The organism is Streptomyces sp. NPDC012827 (genome assembly GCF_042900905.1).
Taxonomy (GTDB): Bacteria; Actinomycetota; Actinomycetes; order Streptomycetales; family Streptomycetaceae; genus Streptomyces; species Streptomyces gulbargensis.
Genome location: NZ_JBIBBY010000010.1, coordinates 281,420 through 299,241, shown reverse-complemented (window position 1 = coordinate 299,241; position 17,822 = coordinate 281,420). Strand labels below are relative to the sequence as shown.

Below are 17,822 nucleotides of genomic sequence, written 5' to 3'. Positions count from 1 at the left end.
TCGTTCCTGGCGCGGGATGGGTGCCGGCGGGGTGGCGAGGGCACGGTGTCAGGGCTGGTCGAGCTGCGCGGCGGCGTCCTCCAGTTGGGTGACGGTCCCCGACATGATCGTCCGTACGTGCCTGGTGATGTGTTGGAGGGGCCAGTTCCACCACGCCACGGCCAGGAGCCGGGTGATGTCCGCGGCGTCGTAGCGGGTGCGGATGAGCCGGGCCGGGTTGCCGCCGACGATGCCGTAGTCGGGGACGTCGCCGGTGACCACGGCGGACGACCCGATGATCGCGCCGTGGCCGATGCGTACGCCGGGCATGACCGTGGCGCCGTGGCCGAACCACACGTCGTTGCCCACGACCGTGTCGCCCCGGCCGGGCAGGTCGGTGATCAGGTCGAAGTGCTCCGCCCAGGAGCCCCCCATGGTGGGGAACGGGAAGGTGGAGGGGCCGTCCATGCGGTGATTGGCGCCGTTCATGATGAACCGGGTGCCGGTGCCCAGCGCGCAGTACTTGCCGATGACGAGTCGCTCGGGACCGTAGTGGTAGAGCACGTTGCGCGTCTCGAACGCGGTCGGGTCGTCCGGATCGTCGTAGTAGGAGAAGTCACCGACCTCGATCAGCGGCGACCTCACCAACGGCTTGAGCAGGACCACGCGCGGGTGCTCGGGCATCGGGTGGAGCGCGGTGGGGTCGGCGGGAACTGGCGGCATGGCGGAGGGGTTCCTCTCTCGACCTAAGGCGACGGTTGTCGCGTTAGGATGCCGGCACAGACCAGACATCTCGATCAACCGGGATACGGATCGCCGATGACAGACCCGCTGGACACGACTCCGGACCGCCGCCCGGGCGGTCGCACCGCCCGCATCCGCGCCCAGGTCCTCGACGCGGTGCGCGCCGAACTCGCCGAAGGCGGTCACGAACGGCTCACGATGGAGGGGGTCGCGACGCGGGCGGGAGTGCACCGCGCCACGGTCTACCGGCGTTGGCGTGATGTCGGCGGCCTGCTCGTCGACGTCATCGACGCCGCAGGCGAGGCCGACTGGCAGCCGCCCGACACCGGCTCCCTGCTCGCAGATCTGACGGCCCTCAACCAGGAGATCCAGGAGTCCCTGGTCGTGCGGCCGTCGTTCGCCATCGCCCTGATGGCCGCCTCGTTCCACTCCGAACGGGCCGCGCGGGCCCAGACGCGGTTGTGGGCGGACCGGTACGCCCAGTGCGAGATCCTCGTCGAGCGCGCCATCGAGCGCGGCGAACTCCCCACACCGCACACACACGCGCGGAGCCTGCTGATCGCCGCCACGGCGCCGCTCTACCACCAGCTCGTACTCCTGCGCGCCGCCCCCGACCCGCACCTCCCGGAACAGGCCGCAAGAGCGGCGGTCATGGCGGCTACGGCGGGCGCCTTCTCCGTCCCTCGGCAAGAGGGCGAGTGATCGACTGCGCCCCATACCCCTTCGCCGCAGCTGTACGGGAACAGGGCCTTGGTCACTCGTCGCGGTTCGGGGCGCCGGTAGATTTCCCGGGCGGCCTCCGGTTCGGCTCCGCGCCCCCACGAAGCCACCGTGAGCCGCTCCGTCGACCTCACCCCTGCCGTCCCCAGCGGGGGCGATGGGCACGCTGCCGGTGAAACAGCGGCAGCCCTTGGGCGTTGCGGGGCATGAGGTTGTTGACGGACGGCCGTCAGCACGACCCCCGCGAACCAGATATCGAGATATCGTGGTGCGTCGGCGTGTCTGGCGAGAGGGATGGCTCATGACCGGAGCGGCGGGATCAGGTTCGGCCGATCTCATCGAGGTGTTCAAAGCCCTTGGCAATCCTGCCCGTTTGCAGATCATGCAGTGGCTGAAGGACCCCGACGCGCACTTCGCCGAGTACGAGCCGATCGCGGATCGCCGGTCGGTCGGTGTGTGCGTCACGCACATCCAGGCGAAGTCGGGACTCGCTCAGTCGACCGTCTCCAGCTACATGAGCACGCTCGAGCGGGCGGGACTCGTGCGTCCCACCCGGGTGGGCAAGTGGACCCACTACCGGCGCGACGAAGAGCGGTTGGCGCAGGTCGCACGAGCGATCGACACCACCATCTGATTGACGAATCGCAATACGTCGATATGATCTTCCCATGTCGACCTTAGATGCTGCTGCTCCCACGGCTCTGATCGTTCACGCTCACCCCGAGCCCCACTCGTTCAGCACCGCCCAGATGACCACTGCGGCTCAGACCCTGCGCGGTGCCGGATACCGCGTCGATGTCCTCGACCTCTATTCCGATGCCTGGGCACCGACCCTTGCCCGCGAGGAGTTCGCGCCGGTGGAGGGCCACTTCAAGCCCCAGGCCGAGCAGATGCGCGCGGTCGAGGACGGGACGCTCGACGCGACCGTCAAGGCCCATCTTGATCGGCTGCTCGCCGCTGACCTGCTCGTACTGTCGTTCCCCATGTGGTGGTTCTCCCTGCCCGCCATCCTCAAGGGATGGGTGGACCGGGTCTTCGTGATGGGCGGGGTCTTCGGTGGTGACCACGGACTCTTCGGCGACGCGGCGCTCGCCGGGAAGCGAGCGATGCTGTTGTTCACGACCGGCGGCCCCAGTGAGTCGTTCCGGCCCGGTGGCGCCTTCGGCTCGATGGACGACTTCCTGTTCCACATCCATCGCGGGATGCTGGAGTTCGTCGGCTTCCAGGTCCTCGACCCCGTGGTCACCTACGGACCGGCCCGCATGACCGACCAGGAACGAACATGGGCGCTGGACGCGGTCAGAGAATCCGTCGCGCTCGCCGCGGCTGATCTCCGGACCACCGTTCGCTGACCAGGACGCCGAGGAAGCCAGGAAACGAGGGGTCCGCGACCGCGACGAAGGCTCGGTCGAGGAGCCGCTCAGGGCTCCGGCTCACTGCGTGGTCAGGCGTCTGCGTTCCCGCTGTGGGGTGCGGTGCGGGGGCCGTGCCAGTCCAGGCACAGCACGGTGGCGTCATCTCTGACGTTGCCTTCACAGGCGTCGGTGACCGCGGTGACCATGGCGCGTACGGCTTCACGGGGGTGCTCGGTGGCGGTGTGACGGATGATGCCCGGCAGGTCCACGTCGCCGGCTTGGCGTTCTTGCATGCCGTCGGTGTACAGCACGATGCGGTCCCCGGGGCGCAGGTCGATGTCCTGCACCTCGTAAGCACCCTGTGCGGGGACGCCGAAGGGCAGGTTGACGCGCAGCGGGATCTCGCTGACGATGCCGTCGCGCAGCCGCAGCGGCCAGAGGTGGCCGGCGTTGACGAGCTGGGCACTGGTCCCGTCCAGGGCGATGCGCAGGAGCTGCCCGGTGGCGAAGGTGCGGCGGCCGTGGTCGAGGATGGCCTGGTGGGTCTGGCGGGCCTGCTCCGCAAGGTCGGTGCCGGCGCGGCGGGCCCCGCGGGAGGCGTTGACCAGGAGTGTGGCGATGAGGGAGGCGTCGACGTCGTGGCCCATCGCGTCGGTGATGGACAGGTGCAGGGTGTTGTGGTCGAGGCTGTAGTCGTAGGTGTCGCCGGCGATGTCGGAAGCCGGGACCAGGGCTCCCGCGAGAGCGAACTCAGGGGCATCGCAGGAGGGCGCCGAGGGCAGGAGCTGGCGCTGGATCTCTGCGGCCAGGCTCACCGTGGCGGTGCGGTTGCCCCAGTAGTAGAGGTCGGTGAAGCGGCGGTCGGTGACGATGATGTACGCCAGCGCGTGCGCAGCCTCCTCGACCTGCTCCAGTACGTCCTGGGTGACGTAGGTGAGGTAGAGCTCCAGGACCCCGATGGCGTCGCCCCGGTTGGTGACCGGGACGAGGACCCGCTGCCCGCGCGCCCCCTCGGGCACCTGCAGCAGTTTCTGGCCGCGCAATACCTCGTCGTAGACGCTTCCGGCCAGGGGGACCTGATCGGCGTCGTGCTCGCGGCGCGGTGCTTTCTCCTCGTGGACGCGCAGCAGACGTCGGCCGACGACATCGACGAACAGGAACGACACAGAACGCGCACCGAACCGCTCGCGCAGATTCTGTGCCACGACGTCCAGGGAACGCATCGGCGCTGCGGCCTCCGCCTCAGCCAGCACCCCGGCCAACCCGATCCGATCACGCTCCACCACAGCCTCCCTCGGTCACCACCCTCCTTCCCCGCCGAGCCCCGGGCATCACAGCCTCGGCACCTGCCGCAGTCCGCACGCCTCCGAAAAAGCCGATGCGCCGACCGATCATCCACCGTCCACTCGGTAACCATGAGCCCTCCTCGGCGGCCGTGGCGGCCGCAAGATGCCGCCGCAGCTCAGGTCACACAGCAGCGCTGGTGCTGACGAAAGGGCTACGTTCCGCGCGGCGGCGCGGGCGGTGGAGGGTGGGGACGGGGGTGCTCCGGCGGGTTCAGATCTGTCGGTCGTCGCCGTGGCGGCCGAGGGCGCGGCCGAAGCGCTCGGAGATGGCCGGCATCAGGCTCTCGCCGTCGACCGGGCGGTCCAGGCCGAAGACGTAGCCGGGGAAGTCCAGGTTCTTCTGCACCGCCCAGATTCCGTCGTGGTCCTCCGGCGGAAGGATGCGCGCCGGGTCGCCGACGGCGACCCAGCCGATCGGCACCATCGAGTCGGGGGGCAGCACGGTGCGCAGATGCACGATGCCGTTGATCCGCACCTCGGAGCGGGTACCGATCCGGGCCCCGTTGAAGACGCGGCTGCCGGTGGCCAGGAAGACCTCGTCCTCGATCCGGCAGCCGGTCAGGTAGGAGGTGGGGCCCACCAGGACCTGCCGCCCCAGGACCAGCGGATCCCGTCGGGTACCGCGCAGGACCGCGTTCTCCATCACGATGCCTCCCTCGCCCAGCTCCACCGGCCCGCCCTCGGCGGTGAGCACCGCGCCGAACAGCACCCGGCACCCGGCCCCCACCCGCACGTCCCCGCACAGTGTGGCGGTCGGAGCGACATAGGCCGAGGGGTGGACGGAGGGCGAACGACCCTCATGAGTGATGAGCATGGCCACGATCAAGCCGTCCTTCCGTGGACCTGCGGGTGTGCTCCACATTCGGTCATGAGGACGCGGAGCCTGTCAACGCGGCGACGCACTGGGCGAATTCGGCCCGTTCCCGGTCGGTCAGTGTCGCGTACAGCGGTGCCTGCAACTCGTCGGTGAGCCGCTCGGCGCGCTGCCATCGGGGGACCAGGGACGAGGCGACGGGTTGCGGCTCTCCCCAGCCGTAGCGGGCCGCCTGCTCGACGCCGAGGTTGACGACCATCGCCTCTCTGGCGCTCAGCCCGCTCAGGCGCACCGCCACCAGATGGCAGGCACCGCGATGTTCCCGCAGGACGTGGATGCGCTGCATCGCCGCGCCGGCCGGGTCGTCGGCGGGTACGGGCTGCGCGCGCCATCCGGCGAACAGCGGCAGTGCGTCGGCGTCGGCGGCGTCGATCAGCCGCTGTGCCAGACGGTTGAAGCGCTCCACATCGGCTCGCTCGGGAATGTGGGCGCGTCCCCATGCCCGGACGGCCTGCGCGTAGCAGGCGGCGGCTTCCTCCGGCGGCATCACGGGTCGTCCGGCCCGCCAGCCGGCGATGACCAGCTCAGGGCCGAGGAAGCCCTGGATCGCTTGGACCACCGGGGCCGGCACCTCGCCGAGCACGCCGAACCGGCCGCGGCAGTAGAAGCCGCGCCCCGGGGCGAACCCGGCGCGCAGGCCGACGGCGGCGGTGGCGTCGTCGGACATGAACTCGTCGCCGAAGTCGTGAAGGGGCCGGGCAACCGCGGAGACGCAGTCGAGAATTTCCATGTGCTGAAGATCCATCACGCCAATTCATCAGGTCAAGGGGGCGATTATTGAGGGGACCCTTTAGGTAAGCTATCGAGTCATGTTGGACATCCGCCGTCTTCACATGCTCAAGACCGTCGCCGCCCGCGGCTCCATCACTGCGGCCGCCCAGTCCCTGGCGCTGTCCGCCGGTGCCGTGTCCCAGCAGCTGGCCGCGCTGCGACACGACGTGGGGGTGGATCTCCTGCGTCCTGACGGACGAACCGTCGCACTCACGGAGGCGGGCCGCGTCCTCGTCGAACACGCGGACCGGATCCTCGCCGCCATGGAGGAAGCCGAAAGCGCCGTCGCAGCGGTGAAGGGCACGGTCGGCGCCACCGTCACGCTCGCCGCGCTGCCGTCGACCGTCGCCAGGATCGTGGCCCCCGCGCTGAGCGCACTGGGCTCGCACCATCCGCAGCTCGCCGTGACCTGTCTCGTCACCGATCAGGCACAACTGCGGGAACTCACGCTCGGCACCGTCGACGTGGTGCTCGGGCAGCGCTACCACCACCTGCCGGAGACCTCACCCAAGGGCGTTGCGGTCTCGCCACTGATCGACGATCCGCTGCTCATCGTCACCGCCGACCGACTCGACGACCGTCCGGTCGCCCTTCGCGAACTGGCCTCGCACGACCTCGTCGTGCCACCGGCGACCACGGACTGCGGGCAGGCCATCCTGCACGCCTGCCACCGAGCCGGCTTCACCCCCACGACGCGCTACGTCACCGCCGACATCGCCGCCCAGCTCGCCCTCGCGCAAGCCGGCCTCGCCACCGCGCTCATCCCCCGAACGGCCATCGCCCCCGCCACACCCGGAATCCGCACGGCGCCCATCGAGGACCACCCGATCACGCGCCTCCTGTTCGCCGCGACCCGTCACACCGAAGCGACCAACCCGACGAACGCAGCCGTCACCGCGGCACTACGTACGGCAGCGCAACAGCACCGGACCACGTATTTTCCGCCGTCCTGAACGCCTGCGCGCTCTCCTCACCCTGGTCCTCTGCGTCCAGGGGCCGGACCCCGCCCGCCTGCGGGGGCGGGTCCCGGCCCCTGGAGTGCCGGGTTCCTCCACGCCGCCGGGACCCGCAGGTCCGTTTCGCCGGATCAGCGCCGCTCGTACAGCGCCAGTTCCGGCATGAGGCGGAAGGCCTCGCGCACCGCGGTCAGCGCCTCGTCCCACCGGCGCAGCCCTTCGAGTCTGCGGGAGAGGGCGTACAGGGCCTTGGCGAGGTCGGGGACGTGGGTGTCGGGGCGGGCGGCTGCCAGGACACGGTAGACGGAGACGGCTTCCTCGACGGCGGCGAGGGCGTCCTGCGGCCGGCCTGACTGCTCCAGCCGATTGGTCAGGGCGATCAGGCTGCTCGCGAGACCGGGCAGGTGGGCCTGCGGGTCACGGGAGGCGAGGGTGCGGCGGATGGCGAGGGCTTCCTCGGTCGCAGCCAGGGCCTCCTCCTTGCGGCCGAGGGCGGCGAGGAGGGTGCCGAGGGTGTGCAGAGAGATCGGCAGCTGGTGGAGGTGGGCGCCGGGATAGGCCCGCGCGAGGCCGCGGAGGATCCGTACGCACTCCTCGGTGGCGGCCAGGGCCTGCTCCGTCCGGCCCAAGGCCGAGTACACAGCGGCCACCGTGCTCAAGGTCGCGTGGAGTCCCATGAGGTGGGCGTCGGGATGGATGGCGACCAGACCGCGCTGGATCCGCAAGGCCTCCTCGGCGGCCGCGACGGCCTCTTCCTTCCGGCCCGCGTCCTCCAGCGCCCAGGCCAGCCGTCCCAGGCTCTCGGCCAGTTGTGGCAGATGGGCGTCGGGGCGGGACTTGGCCATGGCACGGCTGATCTGCACCACGTGCTCGGCCACCGACAGGGCCCCCGACAGCCAGCCCATCTCCGCACCCTTGACGGCCATTTCCTTCAGCGTCGCGATGTGACCGGCGGAGTACGCGGATCGTGCGTCGGCCATGGCGCTGTACACCCGAGCGGCTTCGAAGAGGGCTTCCATGGCCTCCTGTTTCCGGCCCATGTCCCACAGCCGCTGCGCGTGGACGCTCAGGCTTCGGGCGAGCTGACGACGCTCGGGGTCCGTGGTGGCTCCGGCACCGCGGCGCAGGCGCACCGCCTCCTCGGACGCGGCCAACGCCTCCTCCCGGCGCCCGAGGCCGCTGAGCCGGTCGGCGAGGTTGTTGAGGCTTTCCACGAGGTCGGGGCTGTGGCCGCCGTCGAAGTCGCGTGCGTGGGTGACAGCCTCCGCGACGGCGGCCAGGGCCTCCTCGCGGCGCCCCAGGTCGCTCAGCCGGTCGGAGTACGTGTTGAGGCTCACGATCAGGGGGACGGGGGCGGCGAGGGAACGGGCGACGGCCACGGCTTCCTCCGCCGGGGCCAGGGCCTCCGCCCTCCGGTCGAGTGCCGAGAGGCGGCCGGAGAGCGTGTACAGCAGCCATACGAGGTCGGGGCCGGGAGCCAGGTTTCGCTGCCGGTCGATCAGGTGACGGGTCAGGTCGCACGCCCAGACGGCCAGCCGTTGGCTGCGCGGGACACCGTCGTTGAGCTGCTGGAGCGTGTCCAGCGAGGTCCGGGGGTCCTCGGTGATCCGCTGCAGGCCGGCCAGGAGCGGGCCGGGATGCTCGACCTGGGTGGCCGTGTTCATCGCGGTCACGGCCAGGGCGGTGCGGTGCCGGAGGCACAGCTCGGTGAGCTGTGTGTCGAGCCGCCCCGCGAAGACGGGGTGGGCGGCCGCGCGACTGTAGAAGGTCAGCATGCGGCTCGCCTGCTCCGTGGTGACGGCCGGTACGAGGTCGTGGGCCAGCTCCGGGTGCGCCTCCAGGCGGCGGCCGATCAGACGCTCCGTCAGCCGGTCGGGCTGCAGACTGCCCCAGGGGCCCGAATCGAGTGGCGGATAGAGCGCGGTGATCCAGGCCAGGACGGCATCGCGGCGATCGCGCGGCTGGTCGGCCAGGCCGCCGACCTGGTGCAGGATCGCGGCTGCCTGTTCATGGTCGGCGGCGCCCACCAGCAAGGCGGCGGCCAGGGCGGCATCGAGGGTGGCCGTGCTCAGTGCCGGGCTGAGGCCGCGGGCGGCGGCACTCTGTTCCCAGTAGCGGCGCTCGTGCAGGAGCAGGCGGTCCTCGACGCCCGCCGAGGGGCCGGGGCCGCCTGCGGTGGGGTCGGGATCCGCGGCGTCCAGCAGGTCCGCCAGGGCGGTCATGTGCAGGGTCAGCGCGTTGTCCATCCCCGCCCGGTCCACGTCCGGGGTGGGCAGGGCGTCGGCCACGGCCGTCCAGTCGGTTCCCTCCCGGCCGCGCACCTGGGGCAGCGCCGCCGCGAAGGCGTCCGCCGCCCACCGGTACGCCTCTCGGCGGACGCCCGCATCGGGCTCGAGCGGGGGCAGTGCGACCACCGGCGTGCCGTCCAGCAGCTCTTCGGCGGTCCGGGTCACCGCCTGCGCGCTGGTCCACCAGTCCCCCGCCGCCCGGGCGAGCAGGAGCACCTTGAACGGAGCGGCGCCGCTGTGATCGGCGGCGGCTTCCAGCAACGCGGCGAGCTGTGCCGTGCGGGTTTCGGCGTAGTCCAGGACCACGAGCAGTGGCTTGGCGGCCCGGCCCACCGCGCGCAGCTCCGCCGGTGCGGCACTGGTGCGCGGCCACAGCACCGCCCAGCCGTCCGGAGCCAGCGTGGCGGCCAGTCGGTGGGCCAGACGGGTCTTGCCCTGCCCTGCCGGGCCGTGCAGCAGCCAGCTTCCGAAGCCCTCCTGGCGGCACCAGCGACCGAGCCGGTCCAGCAGTTCCTCGCGGCCGTGGAAGGCGACGACCTGTCGGCCCGCCTGCAGCAACGTCGCCGGGGAGCCCAACCCACCGGCCGGCGCCGCCGGTTCGGCCTCGGCCACGTCCTGGAACTCCACCGCGTCCAGCACCATGGTGTCGGCGCAGTGCTCGGCGAGCACGGCGCGGAACTCGGCGTCGTGGTGCAGCACGTACGCCGGTACGACCGAGAGCGCGGCGTGTCCGGAGCGGCCCACGTCGGCGGCGACCACCCCGGTCAGCAGGCGGCCGCAGAACATCGCGGCTCCCGACAGTCCGCTCCACGGCGACGACCCGTCGGCCGGCCAGACCGGCGGGTGCGGGCTCAGGTCCATCAGGTGCCGGTTGGCCACGTAACCGCTGCCCGGATTCACCGTGCCGGCCAGCTGCGCGGTCTCCACCGCCGCTCCCGGCCGCTGCGCCACATCGGGTACACCCCAGGTCTCGCACGGCTGCCCGGGCTGCTCGGTCACCAGACGGCCCCAGCGCACCCCCTGGCCCTTCGGTGGCCGCCAGCCGGCGTCGTCCACCTCGACCAGCGCGGCGTCGTCGCGCCCGCCGGGCGTGCCGCACCACACCACGACTCCGCCGGACACCGTTCGCGTGCCCGGGCGGAACACTTGCACCAACGCGCCGCGTCGGCCGACCACGTGGGCCGACGTCAGCACCAGCCGCGGGCCGATCACGTACCCCGACCCCGGCCCGCCCGGTCCCCCGACCGCGACCAAACGCTCCCGCCTCACCGCACCCCCGTTTCGTACGCCGGCGCCCGGTCAGTCGTGGATCCGGTCGCCCACGTCACCGGGTCCGGCCGGCCGGTCGGGGCTGCCGCTGACCAGCAGATCGCCGCCGGCGCGGGTCCGCGGGGTCAGGGTGAGAGAGACCCGGTGCGTCCGGCCGCGGGCCACTCCGGCCTCCGTCTCCGCCGTCACGGCCCACACCCGGAAGCCGGCCTTCGCCCGCGCGTCAGCGCGCAGCTCCACCTCGAACTCCATCTCCACGGGCCCGACCGCGAAGGCGATCTCCTGCCCGACGCCGCGGGCCGTGGCCTCCAGCAGTTCGTCCCGCACCGCCGCCACCGCGTCCGCCAAACCGATTTCCACGTGTCCCACCGTCCCGCCGTCCGTGCGTCTGCCAAGGCCGAGAGTAGGGGGACGGGCCCGCCCCGCGCAGGCGATCACGAACGGTTGCCCGAATCAGCCCCGGGGTGGATGACCGTGTTCTCGGCGATTGCCGCTGTTGAGATCTCCGCCTGCCGATGACGAACACCGCGCTTCTCGGCCCGGGTTCGGCGAGAAGGGCCGGGAGGCAACGGGCCGGCCCTCGGCCACATGCGGACTTCCTCCTCGTCGATGCCCAGGGGAGCCGGGAGCTGTCGTTCATGACGTCGCCTCGTCCGGGTGAGTCGGCGACGCGGAGCACCGGAGGGGGTGACACCACCATGTACGCCACCCTGCCCATCACGGAGACCGTCGACAACGACCAGGTTCGGTCGGTCCTTGTGCGACCGCTCGTGTGACTCGTCGCGTGACTACCGAGGGTCCGGGTGCCCCACTCCCGGCGGTCTTCCCGCAGCGAGAGGGCTTCGAGCACCGGGACCGCGACGCCGCGCCCGACCGGCGCCCTCCGGGGCGGCCGGCGGCGAGGAGACGGGGGCCGGCGAGGCGCGGAGGTGCGACCGCAGAAGGGGTCGCCATCGGAAGGGGACGCGCCTGCGGCAGGCGTCACAGCACGCCGGGTGCACTCTCCTGGGCGGGGTCCTGGAGTGCAGAGTCATCTGGACCGGCGGCCGAGGAGGCGGCGCGCAGCGCCGCTTCGACCCGGCGGTTGCTGGTCATGGACGCGGTGACGGCCGTCATCGCCAGGAGGAGGCCTCCGGAGGCGTAGAGCGGGGTGCGGATGTCGTGGGTGGTGGCGAGGAAGCCGCCGATGAAGGCGCCGAGAGGGGCGGCGCACATGGCCAGCATGCGGGAGGTCGAGGCGACCCGGCCGATGAGGTGGGGCGGGACGATCGCCTGCCGGAGGGAGGGCGCGAGCACCATCGTGGCGCCCATGCCGGCCCCGCAGACGGCGAGCGCCAGCCCGGCCACGTACGGGTTCGGGGCAGTGGCCAGGCCCAGGATGGCGAGCCCTTCGACGGCGGCTGTGCAGGTCAGCGCGGTGCCGGTGCCGAGTCGTCGGCCGAGGTGGGAGGCGATGCCCGCCCCGAGCAGGCCGCCGGTGGCCTCCGCCGTGAGGAGCAGGCCGAAGCCGTAGGTGTCGATGCCCAGGCGGTCGTGCGCGAAGAGGGCGAGGACGGTCTCCACGGCGAGGAAGGCGATGTTCCCGACCGCCGGGCGGAGCGCGAGTCCGAGCAGCAACCGGTCGCGGAAGACGTACGAGGCCCCGGCCCGCGCCTGCCGGAGGAGTGACTCGCGGACCTCCGGCACCGGCCGGGGCATGGCGGGCAGCGTGCGTACGAGCAGTGCGGAGAGCATGAACGAGACCGCGTCGGCGAGCAGCGGAACCGCCCGTCCGAGCGCGAGCAGCACACTGCCCGCGGGGGGACCCGCGAAGCCGGACATGGCGGTCTGGGCGCCGCGCAGGCGGGAGTTGGCACGTTCCAGGAGCGCGGGGTCGCGGCCGAGCAGATCCGGCAGATAGGCCGTGGCGGCCGTGTCGAAGAAGAGTCCGCCGAGGCCGAGCAGGAAGGCGACGGCCGCGAGCAGCGGAATGCTCAAGCCGTCGAGCGCGGCCGCTGCCGCCGGTATACCGAGCAGCAGCGCACGCGCCGCGTCCACGACCCACATCGTGCGTCGGCGGTCCCAGCGGTCCACCAGCGCACCGCCGAGCACGCCGAAGAGCAGCCACGGCAGTGTGCCGGCGGCCGTGACGACGGCGAGTGCCATCGGATCCTTCGTCAGCGTCAGCGCGAGCAGGGGCAGAGCGGCGTGCGTCACCCCGTCACCGAGCGAGGAGACCGTCTGCGCGGTCCACAGCCGTCCGAACCCCGACGGCAACTTCCTAGTGCTATCGGTCACTTGGTGTCCCCTTCCGTCCGCGCGCCTTGTGCCGGGTGGAACAGTGCGAAGACGAGTGACGCGTCGGGGAGCGACGGATCGGACAGCTCCCGGTACTCGTCCGCCAGTGCCTCCAACCGCGCCCCCAGCTCCGCGAACTGCTCGTCGGTGAGTCGCAGGTGCGTCATCCGTACGTGGCGCTCGGCATCCAGCGGCGCTGCCTCCAGGTCCGCCACCGCGTGGCGCATCAGCACGTCCGGCCCGCCCTCGCCCGGATCCGGCAGCTCGATCGACCGGGCGGCCATCGCGTAGTACCGCTCGGTGACCCCTCGCACCTTCCGCGTCCGCACCACCTTCACCAGGCCGGCCCGCTCCAGCAGCCGCACGTGGTAGCTGGAACTCCCCTTCGCGAGGCCCACCCGCTCGGCGATCTGCGTGATCGTCGCGGGCTCGAAGCGGAGCACGGCCATGATCCGGTGGCGCGTGAGGTTGGAGACGGCGCGCAGCTGCTCGTCGGTGGTGACGTGAAAGGTCTCGGGGAGATCATCGGTAGGCATGCGCGCAATGGTCAACGATTCTTGACCATTGAGCAAGGGGATTGAGCGAGGACCTCCAGAATCTGCTGGGCCCTTGCGCCTCGGGGGCAGAACGGCCGGGGAGGCCCCAGGCGTTCGGAGAGCCCTAGAGCCCTCTCTCGGAGCCGATGCGGCAGAACCGGCACGGGCGGACCACGGTGGTGGGGACCCGGTGCCGGGTCCGGGCCGGCGAGGACATCGGCGTACCGGGCCGTGATCTCGTCGGTGGGTGACGTCGCAGGGCGGTCACCGGATGGGCGTCCCGAGCGGGCCGACGGCGGTGGCCCCGTTCGCACCCTGCCGCCCGGGGATGGAGGCCGTTCACCCCCCTGGCCGCCAGTGTGTCGGGCTTCATGGGATTGCTGGAGCCGCGCGGGGCATACGGCGCCGTGTCGGGGGTATGCGGGGTGCGTTATTGGGGGGTGCTTCGAACGTGAGGCGGTCTGAATGAACATGCTCGAACGCGACGAGGCATCTCGGCCGCTCGCGGAGTACCCGGTGCCGGTATCGGTCTCCGCTGCCTTCGAGGGCGGTGAGGAGATCGCTGCGGCCCGGGCCCTGGCGCGCTCGTTCCTCGCCGACGCCCGGATCGGCCAGGGGCAGGAAGTGCCGGGCGAGACGGTGGACATTGTGCAGCTGGTGGTGAGCGAGCTGGTCACCAACGCCCGCAGGCACGCCCCGGGGCCTTTCCTGCTCACCCTGCGGGTCCAGGAACGGGAGCAAGCTGTGGAGGTGACGGTGTGGGACACCGAACCGGACCTGCCTCTCCCCCGCCCCGCCGACCCCACCCGGGTCGGCCAGCACGGTCTCGAAATCGTCATGGCCCTCTGCCGCAGCTTCGCCATCCACCGCGAACCCGTCGGCAAACGGATCACCGCCACCGTCGCCCTGGCCGACCCGCTCGGAGACGAAACGGGCGGATAGCTTCGGCGGACAGGCCCGGCCCGGCCCGTACGCCTGACCGGAGTTGTCAGCTTGCGGGGGCGGCTCCTCGGTGGCGGTGTGGCCGACGCGCCCGGCAGCGCCGGTGGGGCCGGCCGAGGTTCGGGAGCGCGAGGCGCCGTACCCGCAGGGCAGCGGGGACGTGGACGCGAAGGCCGGGAGCGTACCGGACGGCCGGTGGTGGGCCGCTGACGATCCCCGGTGGGCGCGTGAGGTGTACGGCTCCCCAGGTACACGCACCTCGACCGGCCGAACAAATGGATGGTCAGGACCGAGCGGGGCGCGGCAGCATACTCCGCATGACCTTGACCACCCCCGTGCTGCGCACGGCCCGCCTGCGACTTCGGCCGTTCACCGACAGCGACGCGGCCTCGCTCTACGCTCTGCACAGCAACGCCCAGGTGATGCGCTATTGGGACTCCTCACCGTGGACCGAACCGACTCGCGCCCAGCGCTTCGTCACGGTCTGCCGGACGATCGAGGAGGAAGGCACGGGAGCACGGCTGGCCGTCGAACGCGTCCAGGACGGCGCGTTCCTCGGCTGGTGCGGTCTGACCAGCTGGAACCCTGACTTCCGCAGCGCGTCCCTGGGGTACGCCTTCGACGCCGCCGCGTGGGGTCACGGCTATGCCACGGAGACCGCGCACGCCGTCCTGCGGTGGGCCTTCGACACCCTGGACCTGAACCGCGTCCAGGCCGAGACCGACACGCGCAACCTGGCGTCCGCCCGGGTCCTGGAAAAGCTCGGTTTCGTCCGCGAAGGCACCCTCCGCGAGGACTGCGTCGTCAACGGGGAGGTTTCCGATTCCTGGGTGTTCGGCCTCCTCCGCCGTGAATGGCAGGCCGCAGCCGGCCACGAGGGCTAGACCCCGCCGACGTTCCGCTCCGGACCCCTACGACCTCGGTACGCGGCCCGCTCGTGAATGCTCACACCTGAGCGGTGCGTCCGGGTCGTACCCCGGGCGCTCGGGCCATCCGTGCCCTGTTCCGCCTGGCGGCGTCAGCCCCGGCGACCCGCGGCCGCGGATGCCACGGAGGTCACGGTCGCCGGGTCCTCGCCGGTGAGTTCCACGATGCGGTGCGGCGGGATGCCCACCGCCACGGCCCGTGCGAGCAGCGCGTCACGGTCACCGGCGCAGTCGCGGTAGGCCAGCAGCTCCTCCTCCACCCGGGCGAGGGCGCCGGGGGTGAGCGCGTGGCGCAGCTGGAGCAGTTCCTCGTCGCTCAGCGGAACGGGCAGCTTCTCCGTCCCCTCCGGGATGGCGCCCGTCTCCTCGGGCGGCAGCAGCCGGAGCGCGCCCGAGGCGGTCGTGACGCCGTGTGCGTCCAGCCAGGCCCGTACGGCGGGGGTTTCCAGGCAGGCCAGGTCCCCCACGGCGGCGAGCGGCGCGCCCGGCGGGGTGGCCGAGCCGTCCGCGAGAAACAGGTAGGCGTCGTCAGTCATGTTCTCTCCTCGGCGCACGCGTTGGTCGTGTGCTGTCCCGCCTACCCCCTCCGGCGCCGGACACCGCCTTCAGCGTGCCCGAACTCGGCGGATCCGGGTGGTGAGGAGCCGCACCCCAGCCCCGACCCGCCCGGTCTCACCAAGAAGATCCGCAGGTGCAAGCGGTCGGGCGGGCGGGCGGGCCGGTCCTGCGAGCCGCCGGCCGTCGGCACCGCCCGCGTCGTCCGGGCCCCCGGCGCCCAGTAACCCCACGGCCCAAGGGGAGAAGGGCGGCGAGAAGACGAACGGCTACGTCCCTGGAGGGCCCGGGGCGACAGTCCGGGGCACAGCGCGAAGTGGTGGAGTCGGGGGCATGACGTCCGCTCAAGGTTCAGGTGCGCCGCCGCTCCCGGCAAGCCCACACGAACGTGATGCAGACCCACACAGCCACGGTGAGGACACCGGTCAGGACGACACTGCCGACAAGGAAGGGAACGATCATGCCGCCAGCATCTCAGGCGATCACCCATCCTCCTTCAACGGCCCCGACTACGGGGCCGCTTCACGAAGGCCTGCTCAGGGCGCACGTTTCACATCCGGTTATCGTTCGGGTGGGACATATTGAGTCAGATGTGCGTGCAGGGGCGCTCATCGCACACGCTCCACGTCGCTCCTGAATCCCTGACGCCGAATCGATTCTTTGATCATCGAAGAATCGATTGGGGCGCATTGCGACAGGACGTGACCACTTCAGGAAATTCACGGCAAGGCCTCCTGACCGACGCCCTGCACGAGTGGCTTCTTTTGAGCACTCCGCGTTCCGATATGAGGAATCACGGCCGCTCCGGAGGGGGAGTCCTCGGCACGACACATCCTTCTTGTCGTCGACGCAGAGGAAGCGCATCTGATGAGCACCCCCGCCCTGACCTCCCTGGCCACCAATCGCGCACCGGACGACACCGTCCTCGTCTGGAACGAGACCCGCTGGGAAGCCGCCGTAGGGACCTGGACCGACCTGCCCGGTGCCGCCATCGATCTGGCCATCGGCCAGGGCACTGCCTCCTACGGGGCAATCTTCGTGGCGACGTTCAGTGCCGAGGCTCTCGCCTCGCACCCCGACAACAACGCGGTCGTCAGCGCCACCGTGTTCTTCGGCAACACCCCGGCGGCACCGGTGAGCGCCAACCACCGCTTCGTGACGGCCCGCGGCAACCCGGAGTGGTCGTCCCACACGATGATCCGCGTCGCCGAATTCCCGCCCGCCTTCCCCACCCGAGACGTCACCGCCCGGGTGAAGGTGCAGGCTTCGACCGGAGCGACGGCGGGTTTCCAGAACTGGGTGCTGAAGATCGACCGGTACAACCTCTGACCGGGCATCTGTGTCCCCTGGGCCCGGGCACATGGTCGTGAGGCCGACCGCGGTGGCAGTCACGCCGTGCGACGTACCGGCCGCTTCACCTTTCGGCGGGGGCGCTTTCGGAGTCGGCAGCCAGTTGCCCGTCTCTTCTCTCGGCGAGTTGCACGGCGGAACACCCGAAAGCACTTTCCCCTGCTCGACACCAGTACTTATTTCTGAAATCCGATGAAGCCATGCACCACGGGGCAGGCGAAGGGACGAAGATGAGCACCACCCAGGCGGAGCCCACAGCGGGAGACAACTCCACTCCTCCGATCAGCACGATCGCGGGAACCGGGGCCGGCGGGTCCGGAGGAGACGACGGACCCGCCCTCGCGGCCCAGTTGAACTATCCGTACGGAATCGCGCTGGACGGCACCGGCGCCCTGTACTTCTCCGACCACGGCAACCACCGGATCCGGAAGATCTCAGCCGGTGGAACGATCAGCACGATCGCGGGGACCGGTACCGCGGGCTACCGGGGGGACAGCGGTCCCGCCGCCTCCGCTCAGCTGAACTGGCCGCGCGACGTGGCCGTGGACGACGCCGGCACCGTCTACATCGTGGATTCCAGCAATCACCGGGTCAGAAGGATCACGGCCGACGGAACGATCAGTACGGTGGCGGGCACCGGCAGGGCAGGCTTCGGAGGGGACGGGGGCCCCGCCGCCTCCGCCCAGTTGAACGTTCCGTTCGGGCTGGCCGTGAGCAGCACCGGCGTCCTCTACATCGCCGAGTACAACAACAACCGGGTCCGTCGGGTCACCCCGGACGGCAAGATCAGTACGGTCGCGGGGACCGGGATCGCGGGATCGGCCGGGGACGGCGGTCCTGCGGTCTCGGCCCAGCTGAACCGTCCGCAGGCAGTGGCGGTCGACGAGTCGGGCAATCTCTACATCGCCGACAGTCACAACCACCGTGTCCGGAT

16 protein-coding genes and 1 pseudogene are annotated in these 17,822 nt (G+C 71.3%); 8 read left to right on the top strand and 9 right to left on the bottom strand.

Annotated elements, in window-relative coordinates:
* Positions 1–48: 48 nt before the first annotated feature.
* On the bottom strand, positions 49–702 hold the full coding sequence (locus ACFY60_RS23190) for a CatB-related O-acetyltransferase (protein ID WP_388613055.1): 654 nt from the start codon (positions 700–702) through the stop codon (positions 49–51).
* A 96-nt stretch (positions 703–798) separates the two neighbouring features.
* Between ACFY60_RS23190 and ACFY60_RS23185 the strand changes: the two genes are divergently transcribed.
* The 3 genes from ACFY60_RS23185 to ACFY60_RS23175 all read left to right on the top strand — a co-directional run bounded on the left by ACFY60_RS23185 (position 799) and on the right by ACFY60_RS23175 (position 2,795).
* Positions 799–1,425, top strand: a complete 627-nt coding sequence (locus ACFY60_RS23185; RefSeq protein ID WP_388613057.1) for a TetR/AcrR family transcriptional regulator — start codon at positions 799–801, stop codon at positions 1,423–1,425.
* 319 nt (positions 1,426–1,744) lie between these two features.
* Positions 1,745–2,077, top strand: coding sequence for an ArsR/SmtB family transcription factor (locus ACFY60_RS23180; RefSeq protein ID WP_388613059.1), 333 nt, complete (start codon positions 1,745–1,747; stop codon positions 2,075–2,077).
* Between the two features lie 34 nt (positions 2,078–2,111).
* Entirely contained in the window at positions 2,112–2,795 is a 684-nt protein-coding gene (locus ACFY60_RS23175; protein WP_388613060.1) for an NAD(P)H-dependent oxidoreductase, read from the top strand.
* A 92-nt stretch (positions 2,796–2,887) separates the two neighbouring features.
* Here ACFY60_RS23175 and ACFY60_RS23170 read toward each other — a convergent pair whose 3' ends face one another.
* The 3 genes from ACFY60_RS23170 to ACFY60_RS23160 all read right to left on the bottom strand — a co-directional run bounded on the left by ACFY60_RS23170 (position 2,888) and on the right by ACFY60_RS23160 (position 5,763).
* Complete coding sequence (locus ACFY60_RS23170) at positions 2,888–4,081, bottom strand: PP2C family protein-serine/threonine phosphatase (protein ID WP_388613062.1); 1,194 nt, start codon at positions 4,079–4,081, stop codon at positions 2,888–2,890.
* 274 nt (positions 4,082–4,355) lie between these two features.
* The gene (locus tag ACFY60_RS23165; RefSeq protein ID WP_388613064.1) at positions 4,356–4,958 is read right to left on the bottom strand and encodes a gamma carbonic anhydrase family protein; all 603 of its coding nucleotides are present in this window, start codon (positions 4,956–4,958) and stop codon (positions 4,356–4,358) included.
* A gap of 52 nt (positions 4,959–5,010) precedes the next feature.
* Positions 5,011–5,763, bottom strand: coding sequence for a hypothetical protein (locus ACFY60_RS23160; RefSeq protein ID WP_388613065.1), 753 nt, complete (start codon positions 5,761–5,763; stop codon positions 5,011–5,013).
* Between the two features lie 64 nt (positions 5,764–5,827).
* Here ACFY60_RS23160 and ACFY60_RS23155 point away from each other — a divergent pair, with 64 nt between their 5' ends.
* Entirely contained in the window at positions 5,828–6,742 is a 915-nt protein-coding gene (locus ACFY60_RS23155; RefSeq protein ID WP_388613067.1) for a LysR family transcriptional regulator, read from the top strand.
* A 134-nt stretch (positions 6,743–6,876) separates the two neighbouring features.
* Here the strand turns inward: ACFY60_RS23155 and ACFY60_RS23150 are convergent, their stop codons facing one another.
* From ACFY60_RS23150 to ACFY60_RS23135, 4 genes are all read right to left on the bottom strand, one after another.
* On the bottom strand, positions 6,877–10,155 hold the full coding sequence (locus tag ACFY60_RS23150) for a tetratricopeptide repeat protein (RefSeq protein WP_388613069.1): 3,279 nt from the start codon (positions 10,153–10,155) through the stop codon (positions 6,877–6,879).
* A 177-nt stretch (positions 10,156–10,332) separates the two neighbouring features.
* A complete protein-coding gene (locus ACFY60_RS23145) occupies positions 10,333–10,662 on the bottom strand; it encodes a trypco2 family protein (RefSeq protein WP_388613071.1) in 330 nt (109 codons plus the stop codon).
* A 621-nt stretch (positions 10,663–11,283) separates the two neighbouring features.
* The gene (locus ACFY60_RS23140) at positions 11,284–12,579 is read right to left on the bottom strand and encodes an MFS transporter (protein WP_388613072.1); all 1,296 of its coding nucleotides are present in this window, start codon (positions 12,577–12,579) and stop codon (positions 11,284–11,286) included.
* Positions 12,576–13,115: an ArsR/SmtB family transcription factor gene (locus ACFY60_RS23135; protein ID WP_388613074.1), complete on the bottom strand. Its 540-nt coding sequence runs from the start codon at positions 13,113–13,115 to the stop codon at positions 12,576–12,578. The genes ACFY60_RS23140 and ACFY60_RS23135 overlap by 4 nt, the downstream gene beginning before the upstream one ends.
* Positions 13,116–13,586: 471 nt before the next feature.
* Here ACFY60_RS23135 and ACFY60_RS23130 point away from each other — a divergent pair, with 471 nt between their 5' ends.
* Positions 13,587–14,057, top strand: coding sequence for an ATP-binding protein (locus tag ACFY60_RS23130; protein WP_388613494.1), 471 nt, complete (start codon positions 13,587–13,589; stop codon positions 14,055–14,057).
* 317 nt (positions 14,058–14,374) lie between these two features.
* Positions 14,375–14,941, top strand: a complete 567-nt coding sequence (locus ACFY60_RS23125) for a GNAT family N-acetyltransferase (RefSeq protein ID WP_388613076.1) — start codon at positions 14,375–14,377, stop codon at positions 14,939–14,941.
* A gap of 134 nt (positions 14,942–15,075) precedes the next feature.
* Here the strand turns inward: ACFY60_RS23125 and ACFY60_RS23120 are convergent, their stop codons facing one another.
* A complete protein-coding gene (locus tag ACFY60_RS23120) occupies positions 15,076–15,519 on the bottom strand; it encodes a DUF6003 family protein (protein ID WP_388613077.1) in 444 nt (147 codons plus the stop codon).
* A gap of 886 nt (positions 15,520–16,405) precedes the next feature.
* On the opposite strand from ACFY60_RS23120, the gene ACFY60_RS23115 reads away from it, so the two are divergent.
* Positions 16,406–16,867: a hypothetical protein gene (locus ACFY60_RS23115; protein ID WP_388613079.1), complete on the top strand. Its 462-nt coding sequence runs from the start codon at positions 16,406–16,408 to the stop codon at positions 16,865–16,867.
* Positions 16,868–17,118: 251 nt separating this feature from the next.
* A pseudogene (locus ACFY60_RS23110) lies at positions 17,119–17,822 on the top strand (hypothetical protein); the annotation flags it as partial.

What these genes read in the sequence shown, in the direction of transcription:
- ACFY60_RS23190 (WP_388613055.1), bottom strand. Translation starts at nt 702, where the DNA reads ATGCCGCCAGTTCCCGCCGACCCCACCGCGCTCCACCCGATGCCCGAG.
- ACFY60_RS23185 (WP_388613057.1), top strand. Translation starts at nt 799, where the DNA reads ATGACAGACCCGCTGGACACGACTCCGGACCGCCGCCCGGGCGGTCGC.
- ACFY60_RS23180 (WP_388613059.1), top strand. Translation starts at nt 1,745, where the DNA reads ATGACCGGAGCGGCGGGATCAGGTTCGGCCGATCTCATCGAGGTGTTC.
- ACFY60_RS23175 (WP_388613060.1), top strand. Translation starts at nt 2,112, where the DNA reads ATGTCGACCTTAGATGCTGCTGCTCCCACGGCTCTGATCGTTCACGCT.
- ACFY60_RS23165 (WP_388613064.1), bottom strand. Translation starts at nt 4,958, where the DNA reads ATGCTCATCACTCATGAGGGTCGTTCGCCCTCCGTCCACCCCTCGGCC.
- ACFY60_RS23160 (WP_388613065.1), bottom strand. Translation starts at nt 5,763, where the DNA reads ATGGATCTTCAGCACATGGAAATTCTCGACTGCGTCTCCGCGGTTGCC.
- ACFY60_RS23155 (WP_388613067.1), top strand. Translation starts at nt 5,828, where the DNA reads ATGTTGGACATCCGCCGTCTTCACATGCTCAAGACCGTCGCCGCCCGC.
- ACFY60_RS23135 (WP_388613074.1), bottom strand. Translation starts at nt 13,115, where the DNA reads ATGCCTACCGATGATCTCCCCGAGACCTTTCACGTCACCACCGACGAG.
- ACFY60_RS23130 (WP_388613494.1), top strand. Translation starts at nt 13,587, where the DNA reads ATGCTCGAACGCGACGAGGCATCTCGGCCGCTCGCGGAGTACCCGGTG.
- ACFY60_RS23125 (WP_388613076.1), top strand. Translation starts at nt 14,375, where the DNA reads ATGACCTTGACCACCCCCGTGCTGCGCACGGCCCGCCTGCGACTTCGG.
- ACFY60_RS23120 (WP_388613077.1), bottom strand. Translation starts at nt 15,519, where the DNA reads ATGACTGACGACGCCTACCTGTTTCTCGCGGACGGCTCGGCCACCCCG.
- ACFY60_RS23115 (WP_388613079.1), top strand. Translation starts at nt 16,406, where the DNA reads ATGAGCACCCCCGCCCTGACCTCCCTGGCCACCAATCGCGCACCGGAC.